Consider the following 16719-nt stretch of genomic DNA (forward strand, 5'->3'; position numbering starts at 1 on the left):
AAATCACACCCACCCTCATGCCTCCGCCGGCACCGGCCGCCTCAGCAGGTAGCCCGCCGCCGAGATCACCAGCACCGCCATGCACGCGATGAACACCAGGCCCGCGTTCTCCAGACCCAGCGGTCCCGCCAGCAGGCCCACCCCGATGACCGGCACCGAGATGCCCGCGTACGCAACGACGAACAGCGACGAGATCACCGCCGCCCGCCGGTCCGGCGGTGACGCCCGGCCCACCGCGGCCAGCGCCCCGCGGAACGCCAGCCCTTGACCCACGCCGCCGACGAGGGCGCTCGGCACCACCAGCGCCAGCGTGTCCCAGTGCAGTGCGCCCGCCAGCAGGGCGAGGCCGGTGAGCAGCCCGGCGCAGCCCAGCGGGAGGGAGCGGGCCATTCCTACGCGGGCGACCGCCGTCTGTCCGGCGATCGACGCGAAGAACGCCGTCGCGACGACCGCGCCGCTCACCGCGTGGCCGGTCACGTCGAGGTACTGCGCGAGGAACGCGGGACTGACGGAGGTGAACACACCGAACAGGGCGAAGCCCACGAACGCGGCCGTCGCCGCCGGCCCGAACACCGCCCGGACGTGCGGGGGCACACCGGGGCGCTGCGGCCGTACCCTGCGCAGCGGGCGCAGGTCCCGTACGGTCTCCGGCAGCCACAGCAGTACCGCCACCGAGCAGGCGACCAGGGTCAGGTGGACCGCATAGGGGAGGTGGAGCGGCCAGGGGGCGTACTCGGCCAGGATCCCGGCGAGCAGGGGGCCGCAGCCGAGACCCCCCATGTTGACGGCCGTGGCGACGAACGTGGCGCGGGAGGCCCGGCCGGGCGGGGCCGATTCCATGACGTAGGCTGTGGCGGCTCCGGTGAACAGGCCCGCCGACAGGCCCGACAGGAGCCGTCCGATGTACAGCCAGGCGATGCCTGTGGCCAGCAGGAAGCAGACCGCACTGGCGGCCGCGCAGGCCAGGCCCCACAGCAGGACCGGGCGTCTGCCGACGGTGTCGGAGGCGTTGCCCGCCAGCAGCAGGACGCCGATGACCGCGAAGGCGTACACCGCGTACACGACGGTGACCGTCAGCTCGGAGAAGCCGAATTTCTGCTGGTAGAGCGGGTACAGCGGGGTCGGCAGCGTGGTGCCGGTCATGCACACCGCGAACACCGCGCCGCCGAGCAGGCACACGCGCCATCCGAGCCGGTCACCGGTCATGCCCCGACGCTAGCCGCGGAGCGGCCGGGCGCCCGCCTCAGTACGCCGACGGCGTGACCGGCCGGCGGCAGCCCATCGGCGTGATCACTCGTACACAATTTTGCATGTCGTGCATTTTTGCATAGCATGCACATCATGACGGGGAAGGACGCCGTGGGCGGCGGTCTGCGGGAGCGCAAGAAGCGCGCGACACGCGCCGCGCTCACGGAGGCGGCGGTGCGGCTGGCCGCCGAGCACGGGGCGGACCAGGTGACGGTCGAGGCGATCAGCGCGTCGGCCGGTGTGTCCGTGCGGACCTTCTTCAACTACTTCGACTCGCGCGACGACGCCTTCGTCGTCGTGGACGCGGACGCCAGCGAGCGCGTACGGCAGGCGTTCCTCGCGGCACCGCCGGAGTTCCCGCCGCTGGAGGCCCTGCGCGACGCACTCGCCGCCGAGCTGAGGGAGGCGGAGCGGCAGCACGAGCTGTGGAGCCTGCACGCCCGCGTGCTGCGGTCCGCCCCGCACCTCCTCGTGCGCAACCTCGGCGCACAGATGGCCGACGAGTCCGGGCTCGCCGAGGCGATCGCCCGGCGGATTCGCGCCGGGGACGACTCCGCCGACGCCGGTCACGCAGGCGAGCCCGCCGCCGGCACCGCTCCCGAGGGCGACCCCGACCGTGCCGCTCCCGGGCTGTACCCGAGGCTGCTCGCCGCGGTCGCCGGCACGGCGGTGCGGGTGAGCGTGCAGCACTGGTGCGAACGGCCGGACGAGCTGCCGTTCGCCGACGTGTTCCGCGAGGTGTTCGACCTGCTCGCCACCGGCCTGCCGGCCCCGGCCCGGTAGGCGCCGGACCGCTCGGGACGCCGGCACCCCACGGCACACCGGCCCCTCCCCTCCCTCCCCCCAGCGCTTCCGCCCCTTCCGGGGCGTGATCCCGCTTTTCCACCGATCCGTGAGAGAGACGACCGTGACCGCAACACAGGCGCCACAAGAGGCGCCGCCCACCGCCATGACCAACCGGCAGATACTCCAGGCCATGTCCGGGCTGATGGCCGGCATGTTCGTGGCGATCCTGGCGGGCACCGTCGTGGCCAACGCGCTGCCGACGATCATCGCCGACCTGGGGGCGAGCCAGTCCTCCTACACCTGGGTCGTCACCGCGGAACTGCTGGCCATGACGGCGACCGTGCCGCTCTGGGGCAAGCTGTCCGACCTGTTCGACAAGAAGCTGCTGCTCCAGCTGTCGCTGGGCATGTTCGTCGTGGGCTCGCTCCTCGCGGGCTTCTCCCACGGTGTCGAACTGCTCATCTTCAGCCGTGTCGTGCAGGGCATCGGCGCGGGCGGTCTGACCGCGCTGGCCCAGGTCGTCATGGCGGCGATCATCCCGCCGCGCCGGCTCGGCAAGTACGCCGGCATCTTCGGCGCCGTGTTCGCCATCGGCACCGTCGCCGGACCGCTGGTCGGCGGCGTGCTGGTCGACACCTCGTGGCTCGGCTGGCGCTGGTGCTTCTTCATCGGCGTGCCGTTCGCGCTGCTCGCCATCGCGCTGCTGCAGCGCACCCTTCGCCTCCCGGCGGTGGCCCGCCGCGAGGCGAAGATCGACTTCCTCGGCGCCTTCCTCATCGTCGCGGGCGTCTGCGCCCTGCTCGTCTGGGTGACCCTGGCGGGCAACGAGTTCGACTGGGCCTCCTGGCAGACCGCCGCGCTCACCGGCGCCGGTGTCCTGCTGCTGATCGCCGCGGTGTTCGTCGAGGCGCGGACGGCCGAGCCGGTCATCCCGCTGGGCATCTTCCGCAACCGCACCGTCACCCTCACCACCGTCGCCAGCCTGCTGGTGGGTGTCGCCATGTTCGGCGGCACGGTGTTCCTGTCGCAGTACTTCCAGGTGTCCCTCGGCAAGTCCCCGACCGTGGCCGGTCTGATGAGCCTGCCGATGATCCTCGGCCTGCTGGTCTCGTCGACCGTCGCCGGCCAGGTCATCAGCAAGACCGGTGTGTGGAAGCGCTACCTGGTGGCAGGCGCGGTGATCATGACCGTCGGCCTCGGCCTGCTGTCCACCATCGACGCGGACACCTCCTTCACCCTGCTCAGCGCCTACATGGCGGTGCTCGGCATCGGCGTCGGCATGCTGATGCAGAACCTGGTGCTGGCCGCGCAGAACGACGTGCCCGCCAGTGAGCTGGGCGCCGCCACCTCCGTGCTGTCCTTCTTCCGCAGCATGGGCGGCACCATCGGCACCAGCGTCCTGGGCGCCATCCTCGCCAGCCGGGTCGCGTCCGAGATGACCAAGGGCCTCGACGCTGCGGGCATCCCCTCGGGCGGTGACGGCGGCGGGAGCAGCGTGCCGGACATGAGCACCCTGCCCGAGCCGGTGCGGCAGATCGTCGAGCACGCCTACGGTGTCGCCACCGCCGACCTGTTCCTCATCGCCACGCCCTGCGCGCTGCTGGCGCTGCTCACCGTGGTGTTCATCAAGGAGAAGCCGCTCAAGACGACCAGCGGCATGGAGCGTCTCGCGGAGGAGGCCGGCGCCGCGACGGAGACGGACAAGACCGCCGTCGGGAGCTGAACCCTCCCGGCGCGAAGGACGGGCGCCCCACGGCCTGTACGGCCGTGGGGCGCCCGTGTCGTTGCCGGCAGGGCTCCCTACTGACCGCCCAGGCCCGTCGTCGCCACCGACTTCACGATGTGGCGCTGGAAGAAGACGAACACCAGCACCAGCGGCAGGGCGGCGAGCACCGACGACGCCATGGTCTGGGCGTAGTTGACGCCGTAGGCGTCCTTCACGGCGGTGATGCCGACCGGCAGGGTCATCAGGGCCGGGTCGGAGGTGGACACGAACGGCCACAGGAAGTTGTTCCACGCCCCGATGAACACGAAGATCGCCACCGCGGCGAGCATGGGACGCGACAGCGGCAGCATCACCGACCAGAAGATCCGCGCGTGGCCGGCGCCGTCGAGGCGGGCGGCCTCCTCCAGTTCGCGCGGGATGGTGTCGAAGTGCTTCTTCAGGATGAACACCATCACCGGGGCGACCGTCTGCGGCAGGATGACCGCCGCGTACGTGTCGACGAGGTCCAGCGTCAGCATCTGCTGGAACCACGGCACGATCAGCATCTGCGGCGGCACGAGAACCGAAGCGATGGTGAGGACGAACAGCACGCGGCGCCCGCGGAACACCGTGCGGGAGAAGGCGTAGCCCGCGGCCGCGGACACGGCGACCGTGACGAGGGTGACGGCCGCGGAGACGAAGAAGCTGTTCCACATCCACAGCGGCAGGTCACCGCGTTCGATCACGGTGCGGAAGCCGTCGAGGGTGAAGCCGGCCTGCGGCCAGATCCAGTGCACCGGGTCACTGGCGTCCTGCTCGGACTTGAACGCCGTGAGCACCGCCCACGCCATCGGCAGCAGCCAGATCACGGCCAGCACCGTGAGGGCGGCCAGGCCCAGCGTGCGGGCCGTGCGGGTCGGACCGAGGGTGAGGTTGGGGCCGCGCTGCACGCGAGGGCGGGCGCGGCGGGCGGCCGGGAGTGGGGAGACCGTGGAGCGCGCGGGCCGTGTCCGGAGGTCTGCGAAGGTCATGTCACTTCTCCCTGCGGCGGAAGGCGGCGAACTGCACGGCGGAGACGAGGACGACGAGGGCGAAGAACACGTAGCTGATGGCGGAGGCGTAGCCGAGCCGGTAGCCGGTGAAGCCGACGTCGTAGAGGTACTCGACGACGGGGCGGGTGGCGCCGTCGGGTCCGCCCTTGGTCAGCAGGTACACCTGGTCGAAGACCTTCAGCGAGGCGAGGATCTGCAACACCGTGACCACACCGGTGATCCGGCGGAGCTGGGGCAGGGTGACGTGCCGGAGCCGCCGCCAGGCACCCGCGCCGTCCAGGGCCGCGGCCTCGTAGAGGTGGTCGGGGACGGCCTGGAGCGCCGCGAGGAACAACAGGAAGTTGAAGCCGACGGTCCACCACAGGGTGGCGACGACAATGGCGTAGAGGGCGACGTCCTTGTCGCTCAGCCAGGCGAAGCCGTCCAGTCCCATCGCCTGGAGCAGGTGGTTGTAGAGGCCGAGGTCCGGCTGGAAGAGCCAGCCCCACAGCAGGCCGATGACACCGACGGGCAGCAGGTAGGGGGCGAAGAACGCGAGGCGCCACACCCACTGTCCGGGCAGTCCGGTGTGCACCAGCAGCGCCATGGCGAGGGCGACGGCGACCAGTGGGACGGTGGAGACGGCGGTGAACCAGACGGTGTTGCCGACCGCCTGCCACATGTCGGCGTCGCCGAGGGCCTCCGCGTAGTTGTCGAGTCCGACGAACGACGGGCCGTGCGCGGAGAGCGAGGTGTCGGTGAGGCTCATCCACGCGCCATGGACCAGCGGCCACACCATGAACAGGGCGAACAGGACGAGGAACGGCAGGGCGAAGAGCAGGCCCGGCGGGACGAACCGGCGCGCGGTCGCGCCGAGGCCCCTGGACCTGTCGCCGGCGGGCGCCCGGTCCGGCGCTGCGAGTGGGGTGGACATCTGCTGCCTCCTTCGCGGCGGTCAGGCCGGACTGGGCTGGGACAGGGCGGTGTTGACGCGTTCGGTCATGGCGCGGGCCGCGCGGTCGGGGGCCAGGCCGCCCAGCAGCGCCTGCTGGAGCACCTGCGACATGGCGTTCTGGAAGTCGGAGCCGGCCCCGGCGAACCACACGGGCGGGTCGAGGACGACGTGGTCGGCGGCCGTGACGTACCGGGCCTGGGGTTCCAGGCGGGCGTACTCGGGGGTGCGGGTCACCGGCTGGTAAGCCGGGATGTGGCCGGCCTTCGCCCAGGTCTGCCCGGCCTTGAGGATGGCGGCGACCGCCTGGTGGGTGCGCCTGCGGCGCGCCTCGTCGGGGCCGGGGCGGCGGGGCAGGACGAAGGAGTGCGCGTCGGCGTAGACGGCGGGGGTGCCGAACACCGTGGGGAAGGTGGCCGCGCCGAGCTTCGGGTCGGCGGCGCGGAAGGTGCCCAGTTCCCACTCGCCGGACAGGATCATGCCGGTCTGCCCGTTGGTGAAGTTGGCGAGGGCGGCCGGGTAGTCGAGGCGGTGCGGGTTGGCGCGGCCGTCGACCAGCTTCTGCATGAAGGCGATGACCTCGGCCATGGCGTCGGTGTCGGCGGTGACGGTGCCGCCGATCGGCAGGCCGAAGTCGTTGCCGGTCTGCCGGTACAGGCCGTAGAAGAGCCGCCAGCACTGGGCGGTGTCGTTGACGTAGCCGAAGGCGATGCCCTGGTTCCCGGTGGCGCGGGCCAGTTCGCGGCCGGCCTCGAGGAAGCGGGCGGGGCTGGAGAAGGCGTCGAGGTCGAGGTCGCCGTCGCGGGTCAGCAGGCCGGCCTCACGGACGGGTTCGGGGTGGAAGAAGACGATGAACGGGTGGGTGTCGAGGGGGATGGCGTAGGTCTCGTCGCGGTACCGGGTGCGCTGCAGCACCGCGTCGGCGAAGTCGTCCTCGCGGACGCCGAATTCGGCGAGGAGGCCCGTGTCCCAGGGGTCGAGCAGGCCGAGCGGGGCGTAGCCGGCCAGGCGTGACATGTGGCAGACGGCGACGTCCGGTCCGCGCCCGCCGGCCGAGGCCATGGCGAGCTTGGTGTAGTACGGGGTGCCCCATTCGAGGACGGTGCGGTCGACGTCGGTGCCGGGCATGTCCGGGGCCGCGATGTCGATCAGCTCGTCGAGCAGGGCGCCGTCGGCGCCGCTGAACAGGTCCCACATGCGCACGGTGTCCGGGTCGGCGGCCTCGGCGGCCCCGCAGCCGGCCAGGGCGCCCCCGCCCAGGAGGGCGGCGGCGGAGGCCAGGGAGGCGCGGAGCACTCCGCGCCTGGACGGTGCGAGGTCCTCCGCCCGGGCGGAGGCGGTCCGTGGGCCTGGCAGGTCGGCCATGACACTACCTTTCTTTCTACATCGATGTACATCACCGGCGGTCGCCGCGGCCGGCGGGCGGTGCGAGGACCGCGGGAGATGACCCCCGCGGCCGGACGGGCCGGTGTCAGCCGGCGGTCTCGGACGCCGCGGGGCGCTGCTGGACGCGGCGCAGCACGTCGGTGTCGAACTTGTCTGCGCGGTCGAAGCCGTAGACGCCGTTGCGCTCCTGGAAGACGTCGGTGAGCTGGGTGTAGCAGTAGCCGAACATGTCGGGGTCGTCGAGCAGGACGTCCACCAGGCCGGTGAAGCGCTCGATGAACTCCTCGACGCTGCGGGGGCGTTCGCCGTAGCCCCAGGAGGACTCGCTCTCGTCGCCCGCGGCGGTGGCGGCGGCCTCGGCGTCCCACCAGATGCCGCCGAACTCGCTGCAAAAGTACGGCTGTCCGCGGTACGGCACCGACCAGGGGCGTCCGTCCGGGCCGGTGTTGACGTACGGGCGGTCCTCGGCGAGGCCGGACATGGTCCCGGCGAACGCCTCCGGGTCCTGTTCGTAGCAGTGGGAGTCGTAGACGTCGGTCTCCGGGACCCGGTGGGCGTAGCCGGAGGCGTCGATGACGGGACGGCTGGGGTCGGCCTGCTTCGTGGCGAGGAACATCGCCCGGGTGACGTCGTCGAGCTGGGTGATGCGGTCGTGCAGGTGCTGGTACGTCTCGTTCAGCGGGCACCAGCCGACGATCGACGGGTGGGAGTGGTCGCGTTCCAGGGCTTCGAGCCACTGGGCGACGTAACTGGCGTCGGGGCGCTGGTTGTCGTCGCGTACGCCGGTCTCGCAGCCCCAGTCGCCGAACTCGCCCCACACCAGGTAGCCGAGCCGGTCCGCGTGGTAGAGGTAGCGCTCCTCGAACACCTTCTGGTGCAGCCGGGCGCCGTTGAAGCCGGCCCGCAGGCCGAGCTCGATGTCGCGGACCAGGTCGGCGTCGGTGGGGGCGGTCATCAGGCCGTCCGGGTAGTAGCCCTGGTCGAGGACGAGGCGCTGGAACACCGGTTCGCCGTTGACGAGCACCCGCTTGCCGTGCAGGGCGACCGAGCGCATCCCCGCGTAGGAAGTGGCCTCGTCGACCACGCCGCCGTCGGCGTCGAGGAGTTGGAGGCGCAGGTCGTACAGGTGCGGGTCGGCCGGCGACCAGGTGCGCAGCCGGTCCTCGGGGACGGTCAGCACCAGACGGGGGCACAGGTCGAGGTCGGCGCGGGCGGAGGCGGTCACCACGTCGCCGTCGGAGTCGCCGAGCACCGCCCGCACCCGGTGGCCGGGCAGGTTGCCGGTGACCGGGAGGTCGAGGTGGAAGGCGCCCGAGCCGAGGTCGGGGGTGATGCGGGGGCGCTTGAGCCGGGCGGCGGCGGGGACGGGTTCCATCCACACCGTCTGCCATATGCCGGTGGTGCGGGTGTAGTGGCAGTGCGAGTTGGCGTACCAGGTGGCCTGCTTGCCGCGGGCCTGCGGGCCGTGCCGGGAATCGCGGGCGCGGACCACGATCACGGCTTCCTCGCCTGGGCCCGCGACGCCGCGCAGCTCGGCGGTGAAGGGGGTGAACCCGCCGCGGTGACGGGCCACTTCGGTGCCGTTGACCCACACGGTGGCGTCGTGGTCGACGGCCCCGAAGTGCAGCAGGACGTCGTCACCGTCCCACTCGGCCGGGACGGTGACCGTGCGCCGGTACCAGACCGCCTCCATGAAGTCGGTGTCACCGATCCCGGACAGCTCGGACTCCGGGCAGAAGGGCACGACGATCTCCCCGGAGAGGTCGCGGTCGCGCAGCCCTCGCTCCAGTCCGCTGTCGCCACGGTCCGTCTCGAACTGCCAGCGGCCGTTCAGATTGAGCCACGCCTCGCGGACGAACTGGGGCCGGGGGTACTCGGGACGCGGGACGTCCGGGGGCAGGGGCGTGCTCATGCTGCTCCTCATCACTGCGGGTGCACAGGTGCGCTGCGAACAGGGGCCATGCGACCATACGATTACATCGATGTAAATGGCAGTGGCGGAAAGTTTTCGGCGCGGCCCTCCGACGCTCTCCCCCGCCGTGGGCGGTTCCGCCGACAGGGGCGGCCGTTACGATCCCGGAGGCGGCAGAAGGACAAGAAGGGAAGCATGGGCAGGCCCAGGATCAAGGACGTCGCGGAGTACGCGGGCGTCTCGGCGAAGACGGTGTCCAACGTCCTCAACGACTACGAGCACGTCTCCGAGCGGACCCGCGCCGCGGTGCGGGAGGCGATCGACGCACTCGGCTACCGGGTCAACATCGCCGGCCGCCAGCTGCGCAGAGGCCGCACCGGAGTGATCGCGCTGGCCGTGCCGGAGCTGGACATCGCCTACTTCGCCGAGCTGGCCAAACACGTCATGGCCGAGGCGGAGCGCCGGGGATGCACCACGCTGCTGCTGGAGACCGGCGGGCGCCGTGAGAAGGAACTCGCCGCGGTGCAGGGCTTCGACGCTCAGTTCACGGACGGGGTCATCCTCTCGCCGCTCGCCCTTCGGTCGCGCGACCTCCAGGACCGTGACACCCGGCTGCCGCTGGTGCTGCTCGGCGAGTGCAACCTCCCCGGCAGCGCGGACCACGTCGCCATCGACAACGTGGCCGCGGCCCGCGAGGCGACCGCGCACCTGCTGGCACGTGGGCGGCGGCGCGTCGCGGTGGTCGGCGGCGATCTGCGGGGCGGGCTCAACACAGGCCGGCTGCGCACCGCCGGCTACGCACAGGCGCTGACCGAGGCGGGCCTTGCCGTGTCCGAGGAGCTGGTCCTGCCCGTGCCCGCGTTCCACTGGGCCGACGGAGCCGCCGCCGCGCGCGCCCTGATGCGGCTGCCGCGGCGCCCGGACGCGCTGCTCTGCCTGAACGACCACCTGGCACTCGGCGCGGTGCGCGCACTGCACGAGGACGGCTGGTCGGTACCCGTGGACGTGGACGTGGTCGGCTTCGACGACATCGAGGCCACGAGGTACAGCATCCCGACGATCACCTCGGTCGCCCCCGACAAGCCGGGCATCGCACGACGGGCGGTGGAGCTGCTGCTGGACCGGATAGAAGCCGGGGGTGACGGGGAGCCGGCGGTGGACGAGACGGCGGGACACCGCCTGGTGGTGCGGGAGAGTTCGGGCGGGTAGGAGCGCCGGCGGGGCAGGCAGCCCCTGTCCGGGAGGGCGGACGGTACGGTCTCGTGCGGGGCACGCACCCGGCACGGGCGGTGTCTTCGGCGGATCGGGCGACACAGGTGGGCGCGCGGCACGCACCCTTGCGGGAGCGGTCCCGCCGAGCATGCGACCGGCGCCCGCGACGGGGTCGAAGGCACCGGTCCCGGGCCATGGCGCGCCCCCGGTCCTGCGGCCACCGCGGTTGCGGGAGACGGGGCGGTGGTGTGCTCCGGCGGCCGCCGCCCGGAGCCTTGTCTTTGCCCGGTCACGGCGTGTATAACGTTGTAAAACTTGAGCCCAGCGGCTCGGCACACGACTCTCGAGGTGACGGCTCCGCATTCCGCACCCGCCTACCGGGTCGGGCCGCTCACGAAGGGATTGCCGTGCGGGTCAGCCTCAAGGACGTCGCCGCGCACGCGGGGGTCTCCATCAAGACCGTCTCGAACGTGGTGAACAACTACCAGCACGTCACGCCTGCCATGCGCGAGCGGGTCCAGCGGTCCATCGACGCACTCGGCTACCAGCCGAACCTGGCCGCGCGGCACCTGCGGAAGGGCCGTACCGGCATCATCGCGCTCGCGCTGCCCGAGCTCGGCAACCCGTACTTCGCGGAGCTGACCGCCTCCGTCATCGACGCGGCCTCCCGGCACGACTACATCGTGCTGCTGGACCACACCGGAGGCTCGCGCGACCAGGAGCTGCTGGTGAGCCAGGGCTTCCGGGCGCGCGTGATCGACGGCCTGATCCTCAGTCCGATCGAGCTGAGGACCGAGGACCTGCGCGACCGCGACCAGGACGTGCCGCTGGTGCTTCTCGGCGAGCGGGACTACGACCTGCCGTACGACCACATCGCGATCGACAACGTGGCCGCCGCGCGTGACGCCGTGCGGCACCTGATCGAACTGGGGCGCCGCGAGGTGGCGTTCATCGGAGCCCGGCGCGATCGCAGTGAGCCGGCGCAGCTTCGTGTGCGCGGCTGGCGGGAGGAACTGACGGCGGCAGGGCTGCCGGCGGACGAGGGACTGGTCGCGGCCGTCGACGGCTGGGGGCACGCCGACGGCGCGATGGCGATGCGGCACATCCTCGACAGCGGCCGGCGGCCGGACGCCGTGTTCGCCTACAACGACCCCATGGCGATCGGCGCGATGCGGGTGCTGCACGAGCGGGGACTGCGGGTCCCCGAGGACATCGCGGTGGTCGGCTTCGACGACGTGATCGAGGGCCGCTTCGGTGCGGTGACGCTCACGTCGGTCTCCCCGGACAAGGCCGCGATCGGCCGCCTCGCGGTGGAGTCGGTCCTGGCCCGTCTGGGCAACGACGCCCCGGAGCCCCGGCGTATCTGGGCGGACTATCAGCTGGTCGAGCGGGAGAGCACGTTGGGGCGTCCGGGCACGACCGCGACCTGAGCCGCCGGCCCTTACAAGTCACGCCCGCAGCCCCGCCTTTGAGCTGCCGTCGCAGTACGCGCTTACCGCCGGCGCGCGCTTCCGCACGCCCCTGACTCCCTTTGCGGCAGCCCTTCCCCACCTTGTGCGCGAGGGGTTTACAGCCTTCTTCCAACGATGTAAAACACCCTTGGCGGCGCACCGGACGCCGTTGTGCACAGGGGGAGCAGCTCCACCATGCGCGTCCTTCGGGCTCCCCAGTTCCCTTTCAGCGTCACCCGGATCGGGGTCACCATGCAGCGCACCACTCACCGTTCCCTTCTCCTCGCCCGTCCCGTGCTCGTGGCGTTGGCCGCCGCCGTGGCCCTCACCGCGACGTCCTGCGCCAAGTCGGAGGACGACGCGGCGGACGGCAAGAAGTCCACGGCCGCCGCCGACGCCGGCCAGAAGGTGGCCGAGCCGAAGCCGGGCAGCAAGACCTGCACCATCGACGCCTACGGCGGCGAGAAGATCGATCTGAAGGACGCCACGGTCGGCTTCTCCCAGTCGGAGAAGGAGGCCAACCCCTTCCGCATCGCCGAGACGCAGTCCATCAAGGACGAGGCCGCCGAGAGAGGCGTGAAGCTGCTGACGGCCAACGCCCAGTCGCAGTTCTCCAAGCAGATCAGCGACGTCCAGGACCTGCTCGCCAAGGGTGCTGATTTCCTGGTGATCGCGCCGCTGAACTCCGACGGCTGGGACCCGGTCCTCCAGGCCGCCGCGGCCAAGAAGGTCCCGATCGTCACCATCGACCGCAAGATCAACGCCACGGCCTGCAAGGACTACGTGTCCTTCATCGCCTCGGACTTCGTCGAGCAGGGCCGCCGCGCCGCTGACCAGATGATCGAGGCCACCGGCGGCAAGGGCGAGGTCGCGATCCTGCTGGGCTCGGCGGGCAACAACGTCACCACCGAGCGCACCAAGGGCTTCAAGGAGCGGGTCGCCGAGAAGGCCCCCGGTCTGAAGGTGGTCTTCGAGCAGACCGGTGACTTCACCCGCGAGAAGGGCCAGCAGGTCACCGAGCAGCTCATCCAGTCGAAGCCCGGCATCAAGGGCATCTACGCGGAGAACGACGAGATGGGCCTCGGCGCGGTCGCCGCGCTGAAGGGCGCGGGCAAGAAGGCCGGCGACGTCAAGATCGTCACGGTGGACGGCACCCGCAACGCCGTCCAGGGCGTCGTGGACGGCTGGATCAGCGGGGTCATCGAGTCCAATCCGCGCTTCGGCCCGCTGGCGTTCCAGACGCTCGACGACTTCACCCAGGGCAAGGACGTCGCGCAGGACATCATCATCCAGGACGGCGCCTACGACGGCGACAACGCCGAGCAGGACCTCGGCAAGGCCTACTGATCCCGTCGCGGGGGCCCGCGTCACACCGGGCCCCTGATCCGTCCGTCCCCCTTTCCCATCCTGGAGGCACAGGTGGCTCCCCCCGCCGAAGTCCTCGCCGTCCGCGGACTGAGCAAGACGTTCCCCGGCGTCCGGGCCCTGGACGACGTGGACCTGACCCTGCACGCCGGTGAGGTCCACGCCCTGATCGGCGAGAACGGCGCCGGCAAGTCGACGCTCATCAAGCTCCTCACCGGGGTGTACCGGCCCGACGCCGGTGACATCGTTTTCCAGGGCCGTCCGGTCTCCTTCGCCACCCCGCTGGAGGCGCAGAGGGCCGGCATCTCGACGATCTACCAAGAGGTCAACCTCATCCCGCTGTTGAGTGTGGCCCGCAATCTGTTCCTCGGCCGCGAGCCGCGGAACCGCTTCGGTCTGCTGGACTTCGCCCGCATGCACCGCGAGGCCGAGGAGACCCTGCGCGGCTACGGCGTCCGGGTCGACGTACGGCGGCCGCTGCGCAGCCTCGGTGTGGGCGCGCAGCAGATGGTCGCGCTGGCCCGGGCCGTGGCGAGCGAGGCGCGGATCGTCATCATGGACGAGCCGACGTCGTCGCTCGAACCGCGGGAGGTCGAGACGCTGTTCTCGGTGATCCGCCGGCTGCGCGACGAGGGCATCGCCGTCGTCTACGTCAGCCACCGCCTGGACGAGCTGTACGCCGTGTGCGACACGGTGACCGTGCTGCGCGACGGCCGTCGCGTCCACCACGGCAGGCTGACCGACCTCGACCGGTTGTCCCTGGTCTCCACCATGCTGGGCCGCGAGCTGGGCGAGGTGAGGTCGGAGGGACTGACCAAGTTCACCGGCGACCACCACGCCACCGGCACCCGGCCGGTTCTGGAGGCCACGGACCTGACGGTCCCGCACCAGCTGCGCGGGGTGTCGGTCAGCATCCGGCCCGGCGAAGTGGTCGGGCTCGGCGGGCTGCTCGGGTCCGGGCGCACCGAGACGGCGAAGGCCATCTCCGGTGCGCTGCCGCTGAGTTCGGGCCGGGTGGTGGTGGCCGGGGCGTCCCTGCGGGCAGGCTCCACGCCGGCCGCCATCCGGGCCGGTGTGAGTCTGCTGCCGGAGGACCGCAAGAGCGAGGGGATCGTGCCGGGCCTCTCGGTCCGGGAGAACATCGCCCTGGCCGTCCTCCCCCGTCTCTCCCGCTTCGGGCTGGTGTCCGAGGCGCGCGTCGACTCCATCGTGAACACGTTCATCGAGCGGCTGCGCATCAAGGCGTCGTCGCCGCAGCAGAAGGTCGGCGAACTGTCCGGCGGCAACCAGCAGAAGGTGCTGCTCGCCCGCTGGCTGGCGATGAACCCGAAGGTGCTGCTCCTGGACGAGCCCACCCGGGGCATCGACGTCGGCGCCAAGGCCGAGGTGCAGAAGCTCGTGGACGAACTGGCCGCGGACGGCCTGGGCGTCCTGCTCATCTCCTCCGACCTGGAGGAACTGATCGAAGGGTCCGACCGCGTGGTCGTACTGAAGGACGGTGCCGTCGTCGGCGAGCTGACCGGCGACGAGGTCACCGAGGACGAGCTGATGCGGACCATCGCCGGGGACGCCCCGGCACGGGACGCGGTCGAGGAGGCGGCCACCGATGGCTGAAGCCGCTCTGAATACCGTCCCGCTGGACAAGGCGCGCGCCCTGCAGTGGCTGCAGAGGTACGGCGTGTACGCCGGTGTGGCGCTGCTGCTGGTGGTGAACATCGTCATCACCCCGCATTTCCTGTCCGCGGAGAACTTCCGCACCCAGGCCGTGCAGGTGGCGCCCGTCATCATCGTCGCGCTGGGCATGGCCCTCGTCATCGGCACCGAGGGCGTCGACCTGTCGGTGGGCGCCGTGATGGCGCTGGCGGCCTCGGTGACCGCCCTCTACCTGGGCTACGGACTGGTGCCCGCGCTGCTCGTGGTGGCACTGTTCGCCGCCGGCGCGGGCCTCGCCAACGGGGCGCTGGTGGCGCTGGTCGGAGTGCAGCCCATCGTGGCGACCCTGGCCCTCATGGTGGGCGGGCGGGGCCTGGCCCTGGTGTTGCTGCCGCAGCTCGAGGACCTGCGCAACCCGCAGCTCGCGTCGCTCGGTTCGGGCGACGTGCTGGGCATCCCGTACCTGATCCTGATCGCGGCCGTGCTGGCGCTGCTGGTGGCGTTCACGGTGCGCCGCACCACCTTCGGACGGCAGCTCCTCGCCATCGGCGACAGCCGTCCGGCCGCGCAGCTCGCCGGCCTTCCCGTGCGGCGGGTGCTGATCGTGGTGTACGTGGTGTCCGCGCTGCTCGCCGCCGTGGCGGGCGTGCTCGCCACGGCTCGGTTGCAGGCCAGCGATCCGACGTCGCTGGGCAATCTGATGGAGCTGTCCGCCATCACCGCCGTCGTGGTCGGCGGCACGCCGCTCACCGGCGGCCGGGTGAACATCGCCGGGACGGTGGCGGGCGCGGTCCTCATCCAGCTCCTCACCGCCACCCTCATCAAGCACGATCTGCCGCCGTCGTGGACGCAGATCGCGCAGGCCGCAGTGATCGTCGCCGCCGTGTACGCGGCGCGGGGACGGGGGAAGCGATGACCGTCACGAAGACGCAGGCGCCGGTGAGCGTGGACAAGGACAAGCAGGCGGCGGGCGCGGAGCCGGCCGGATCGGCGCGCTCGGAGCGGCTGAGCGCCCTGGTGCAGCAGCACGGCGCGCTGGCGGTGCTGGTCATCGTCTCGCTGGTGGCGACGTTCAGCTTCGACTCGTTCGCGACCGGCGACAACGTCAGCAACATGGCGACGAGTTCGGCGTTCCTGGCGATCGTCGCGCTCGGCATGACGTTCGTGATCATCACCGGCGGCATCGACCTGTCGGTGGGCTCGCTGTTCGCGCTCGGCGGGGTGCTGGCGGCCTGGGGTTCCCGGCACGGGACGCTGGTGGCGCTGCTGCTGCCGCTGGTGGTGTGCGGGGCGGTCGGCGTGGTCAACGGGCTGCTCGTGGCCCGGTCGCGGCTCGCGCCGTTCATCGTCACGCTGGCGGCCATGCTGGGCGCTCGCGGTCTGATGCTGGCGATCACCGACGAGGGCGCGAACACCTACCTCATCGGCAAGGGCTCGTTCCTCGCCGAGCTGGGGCAGGGCACCACGTTCGGTCTCGGCAACCCGGTGTGGATCATGCTGGCGCTGTTCGTCGCCGGGGCGGTCGTGCTGCGGCGCACCCGGTTCGGACAACACGTGTACGCGGTCGGCGGCAACGAGGACGCGGCGGCGCTGATGGGCGCCCCCGTGGCCCGCACCAAGATCCTCGTCTACACGCTGTCCGGGGTTCTGGCGGGCCTCGCCGGGGCGCTGAACGCCGCGTGGCTCGCCTCCGGGGTGACCATCCTCGGCAACGGCATGGAGCTGGAGGCCATCTCCGCCGTGGTCATCGGCGGCACCCTGCTCACCGGCGGACTCGGCTACGTCAGCGGGTCGCTGGTCGGGGTGCTGCTGCTGAAGGTGATCCAGAACGTCATCAACCAGATCGGTTCCCTGGACTCCTCCTACCAGCAGGTCGTCAGCGGCGCCTTCCTCGCCGTGGTGGTCGTCGCCCAGACGTGGCTGGGGCGCCGACGGCAACTGATGTAGACCCCGGGCGCGGCGGCGGGCCCCTGGCTCCCGCTGCCGCGCCCGGTACGGCGGCCGGTCACGCTTCTCGC

The 16719-nt window shown here is 71.6% G+C and carries 13 protein-coding genes; 8 read left to right on the forward strand and 5 right to left on the reverse strand.

Translation table 11 applies throughout. The features are described from left to right. Window positions 1–15 precede the first annotated feature (15 nt). Window positions 16–1206, reverse strand: a complete 1191-nt coding sequence (locus ACF1AG_RS15415; protein ID WP_391809855.1) for an MFS transporter — start codon at window positions 1204–1206, stop codon at window positions 16–18. A 126-nt stretch (window positions 1207–1332) separates the two neighbouring features. On the opposite strand from ACF1AG_RS15415, the gene ACF1AG_RS15420 reads away from it, so the two are divergent. Both ACF1AG_RS15420 and ACF1AG_RS15425 read left to right on the forward strand, forming a co-directional pair. After that, window positions 1333–2031, forward strand: a complete 699-nt coding sequence (locus ACF1AG_RS15420) for a TetR/AcrR family transcriptional regulator (protein ID WP_391809856.1) — start codon at window positions 1333–1335, stop codon at window positions 2029–2031. 166 nt (window positions 2032–2197) lie between these two features. Next, window positions 2198–3757, forward strand: a complete 1560-nt coding sequence (locus ACF1AG_RS15425; protein WP_387796541.1) for a DHA2 family efflux MFS transporter permease subunit — start codon at window positions 2198–2200, stop codon at window positions 3755–3757. A gap of 77 nt (window positions 3758–3834) precedes the next feature. Here ACF1AG_RS15425 and ACF1AG_RS15430 read toward each other — a convergent pair whose 3' ends face one another. The 4 genes from ACF1AG_RS15430 to ACF1AG_RS15445 all read right to left on the reverse strand — a co-directional run bounded on the left by ACF1AG_RS15430 (window position 3835) and on the right by ACF1AG_RS15445 (window position 9020). Next, entirely contained in the window at window positions 3835–4770 is a 936-nt protein-coding gene (locus ACF1AG_RS15430; RefSeq protein WP_387796380.1) for a carbohydrate ABC transporter permease, read from the reverse strand. A gap of 1 nt (window position 4771) precedes the next feature. Next, on the reverse strand, window positions 4772–5704 hold the full coding sequence (locus ACF1AG_RS15435; RefSeq protein ID WP_391809857.1) for a carbohydrate ABC transporter permease: 933 nt from the start codon (window positions 5702–5704) through the stop codon (window positions 4772–4774). Window positions 5705–5725: 21 nt separating this feature from the next. Next, complete coding sequence (locus ACF1AG_RS15440) at window positions 5726–7087, reverse strand: extracellular solute-binding protein (protein ID WP_391809858.1); 1362 nt, start codon at window positions 7085–7087, stop codon at window positions 5726–5728. Window positions 7088–7193: 106 nt separating this feature from the next. Then, window positions 7194–9020 carry a glycoside hydrolase family 2 protein gene (locus tag ACF1AG_RS15445; protein WP_387796383.1) on the reverse strand — a complete coding sequence of 609 codons (1827 nt, stop codon included), beginning with the start codon at window positions 9018–9020 and terminating at the stop codon, window positions 7194–7196. Window positions 9021–9215: 195 nt separating this feature from the next. Between ACF1AG_RS15445 and ACF1AG_RS15450 the strand changes: the two genes are divergently transcribed. From ACF1AG_RS15450 to ACF1AG_RS15475, 6 genes are all read left to right on the forward strand, one after another. After that, a complete protein-coding gene (locus ACF1AG_RS15450) occupies window positions 9216–10229 on the forward strand; it encodes a LacI family DNA-binding transcriptional regulator (RefSeq protein ID WP_359606610.1) in 1014 nt (337 codons plus the stop codon). Between the two features lie 410 nt (window positions 10230–10639). After that, window positions 10640–11662, forward strand: coding sequence for a LacI family DNA-binding transcriptional regulator (locus tag ACF1AG_RS15455; protein ID WP_359606608.1), 1023 nt, complete (start codon window positions 10640–10642; stop codon window positions 11660–11662). Between the two features lie 273 nt (window positions 11663–11935). Further along, a complete protein-coding gene (locus ACF1AG_RS15460) occupies window positions 11936–13030 on the forward strand; it encodes an ABC transporter substrate-binding protein (protein WP_359606607.1) in 1095 nt (364 codons plus the stop codon). 72 nt (window positions 13031–13102) lie between these two features. Next, window positions 13103–14662, forward strand: coding sequence for a sugar ABC transporter ATP-binding protein (locus tag ACF1AG_RS15465; protein ID WP_359606605.1), 1560 nt, complete (start codon window positions 13103–13105; stop codon window positions 14660–14662). Further along, window positions 14655–15617: an ABC transporter permease gene (locus ACF1AG_RS15470; RefSeq protein WP_359606603.1), complete on the forward strand. Its 963-nt coding sequence runs from the start codon at window positions 14655–14657 to the stop codon at window positions 15615–15617. Before ACF1AG_RS15465 ends, ACF1AG_RS15470 begins: the two co-directional genes overlap by 8 nt. After that, window positions 15614–16648, forward strand: coding sequence for an ABC transporter permease (locus ACF1AG_RS15475; protein WP_359606601.1), 1035 nt, complete (start codon window positions 15614–15616; stop codon window positions 16646–16648). The genes ACF1AG_RS15470 and ACF1AG_RS15475 overlap by 4 nt, the downstream gene beginning before the upstream one ends. The last annotated feature ends 71 nt before the right edge of the window (window positions 16649–16719 follow it).

The organism is Streptomyces sp. NPDC014764, from assembly GCF_043082785.1.
GTDB classification, from domain to species: Bacteria; Actinomycetota; Actinomycetes; order Streptomycetales; family Streptomycetaceae; genus Streptomyces; species Streptomyces althioticus.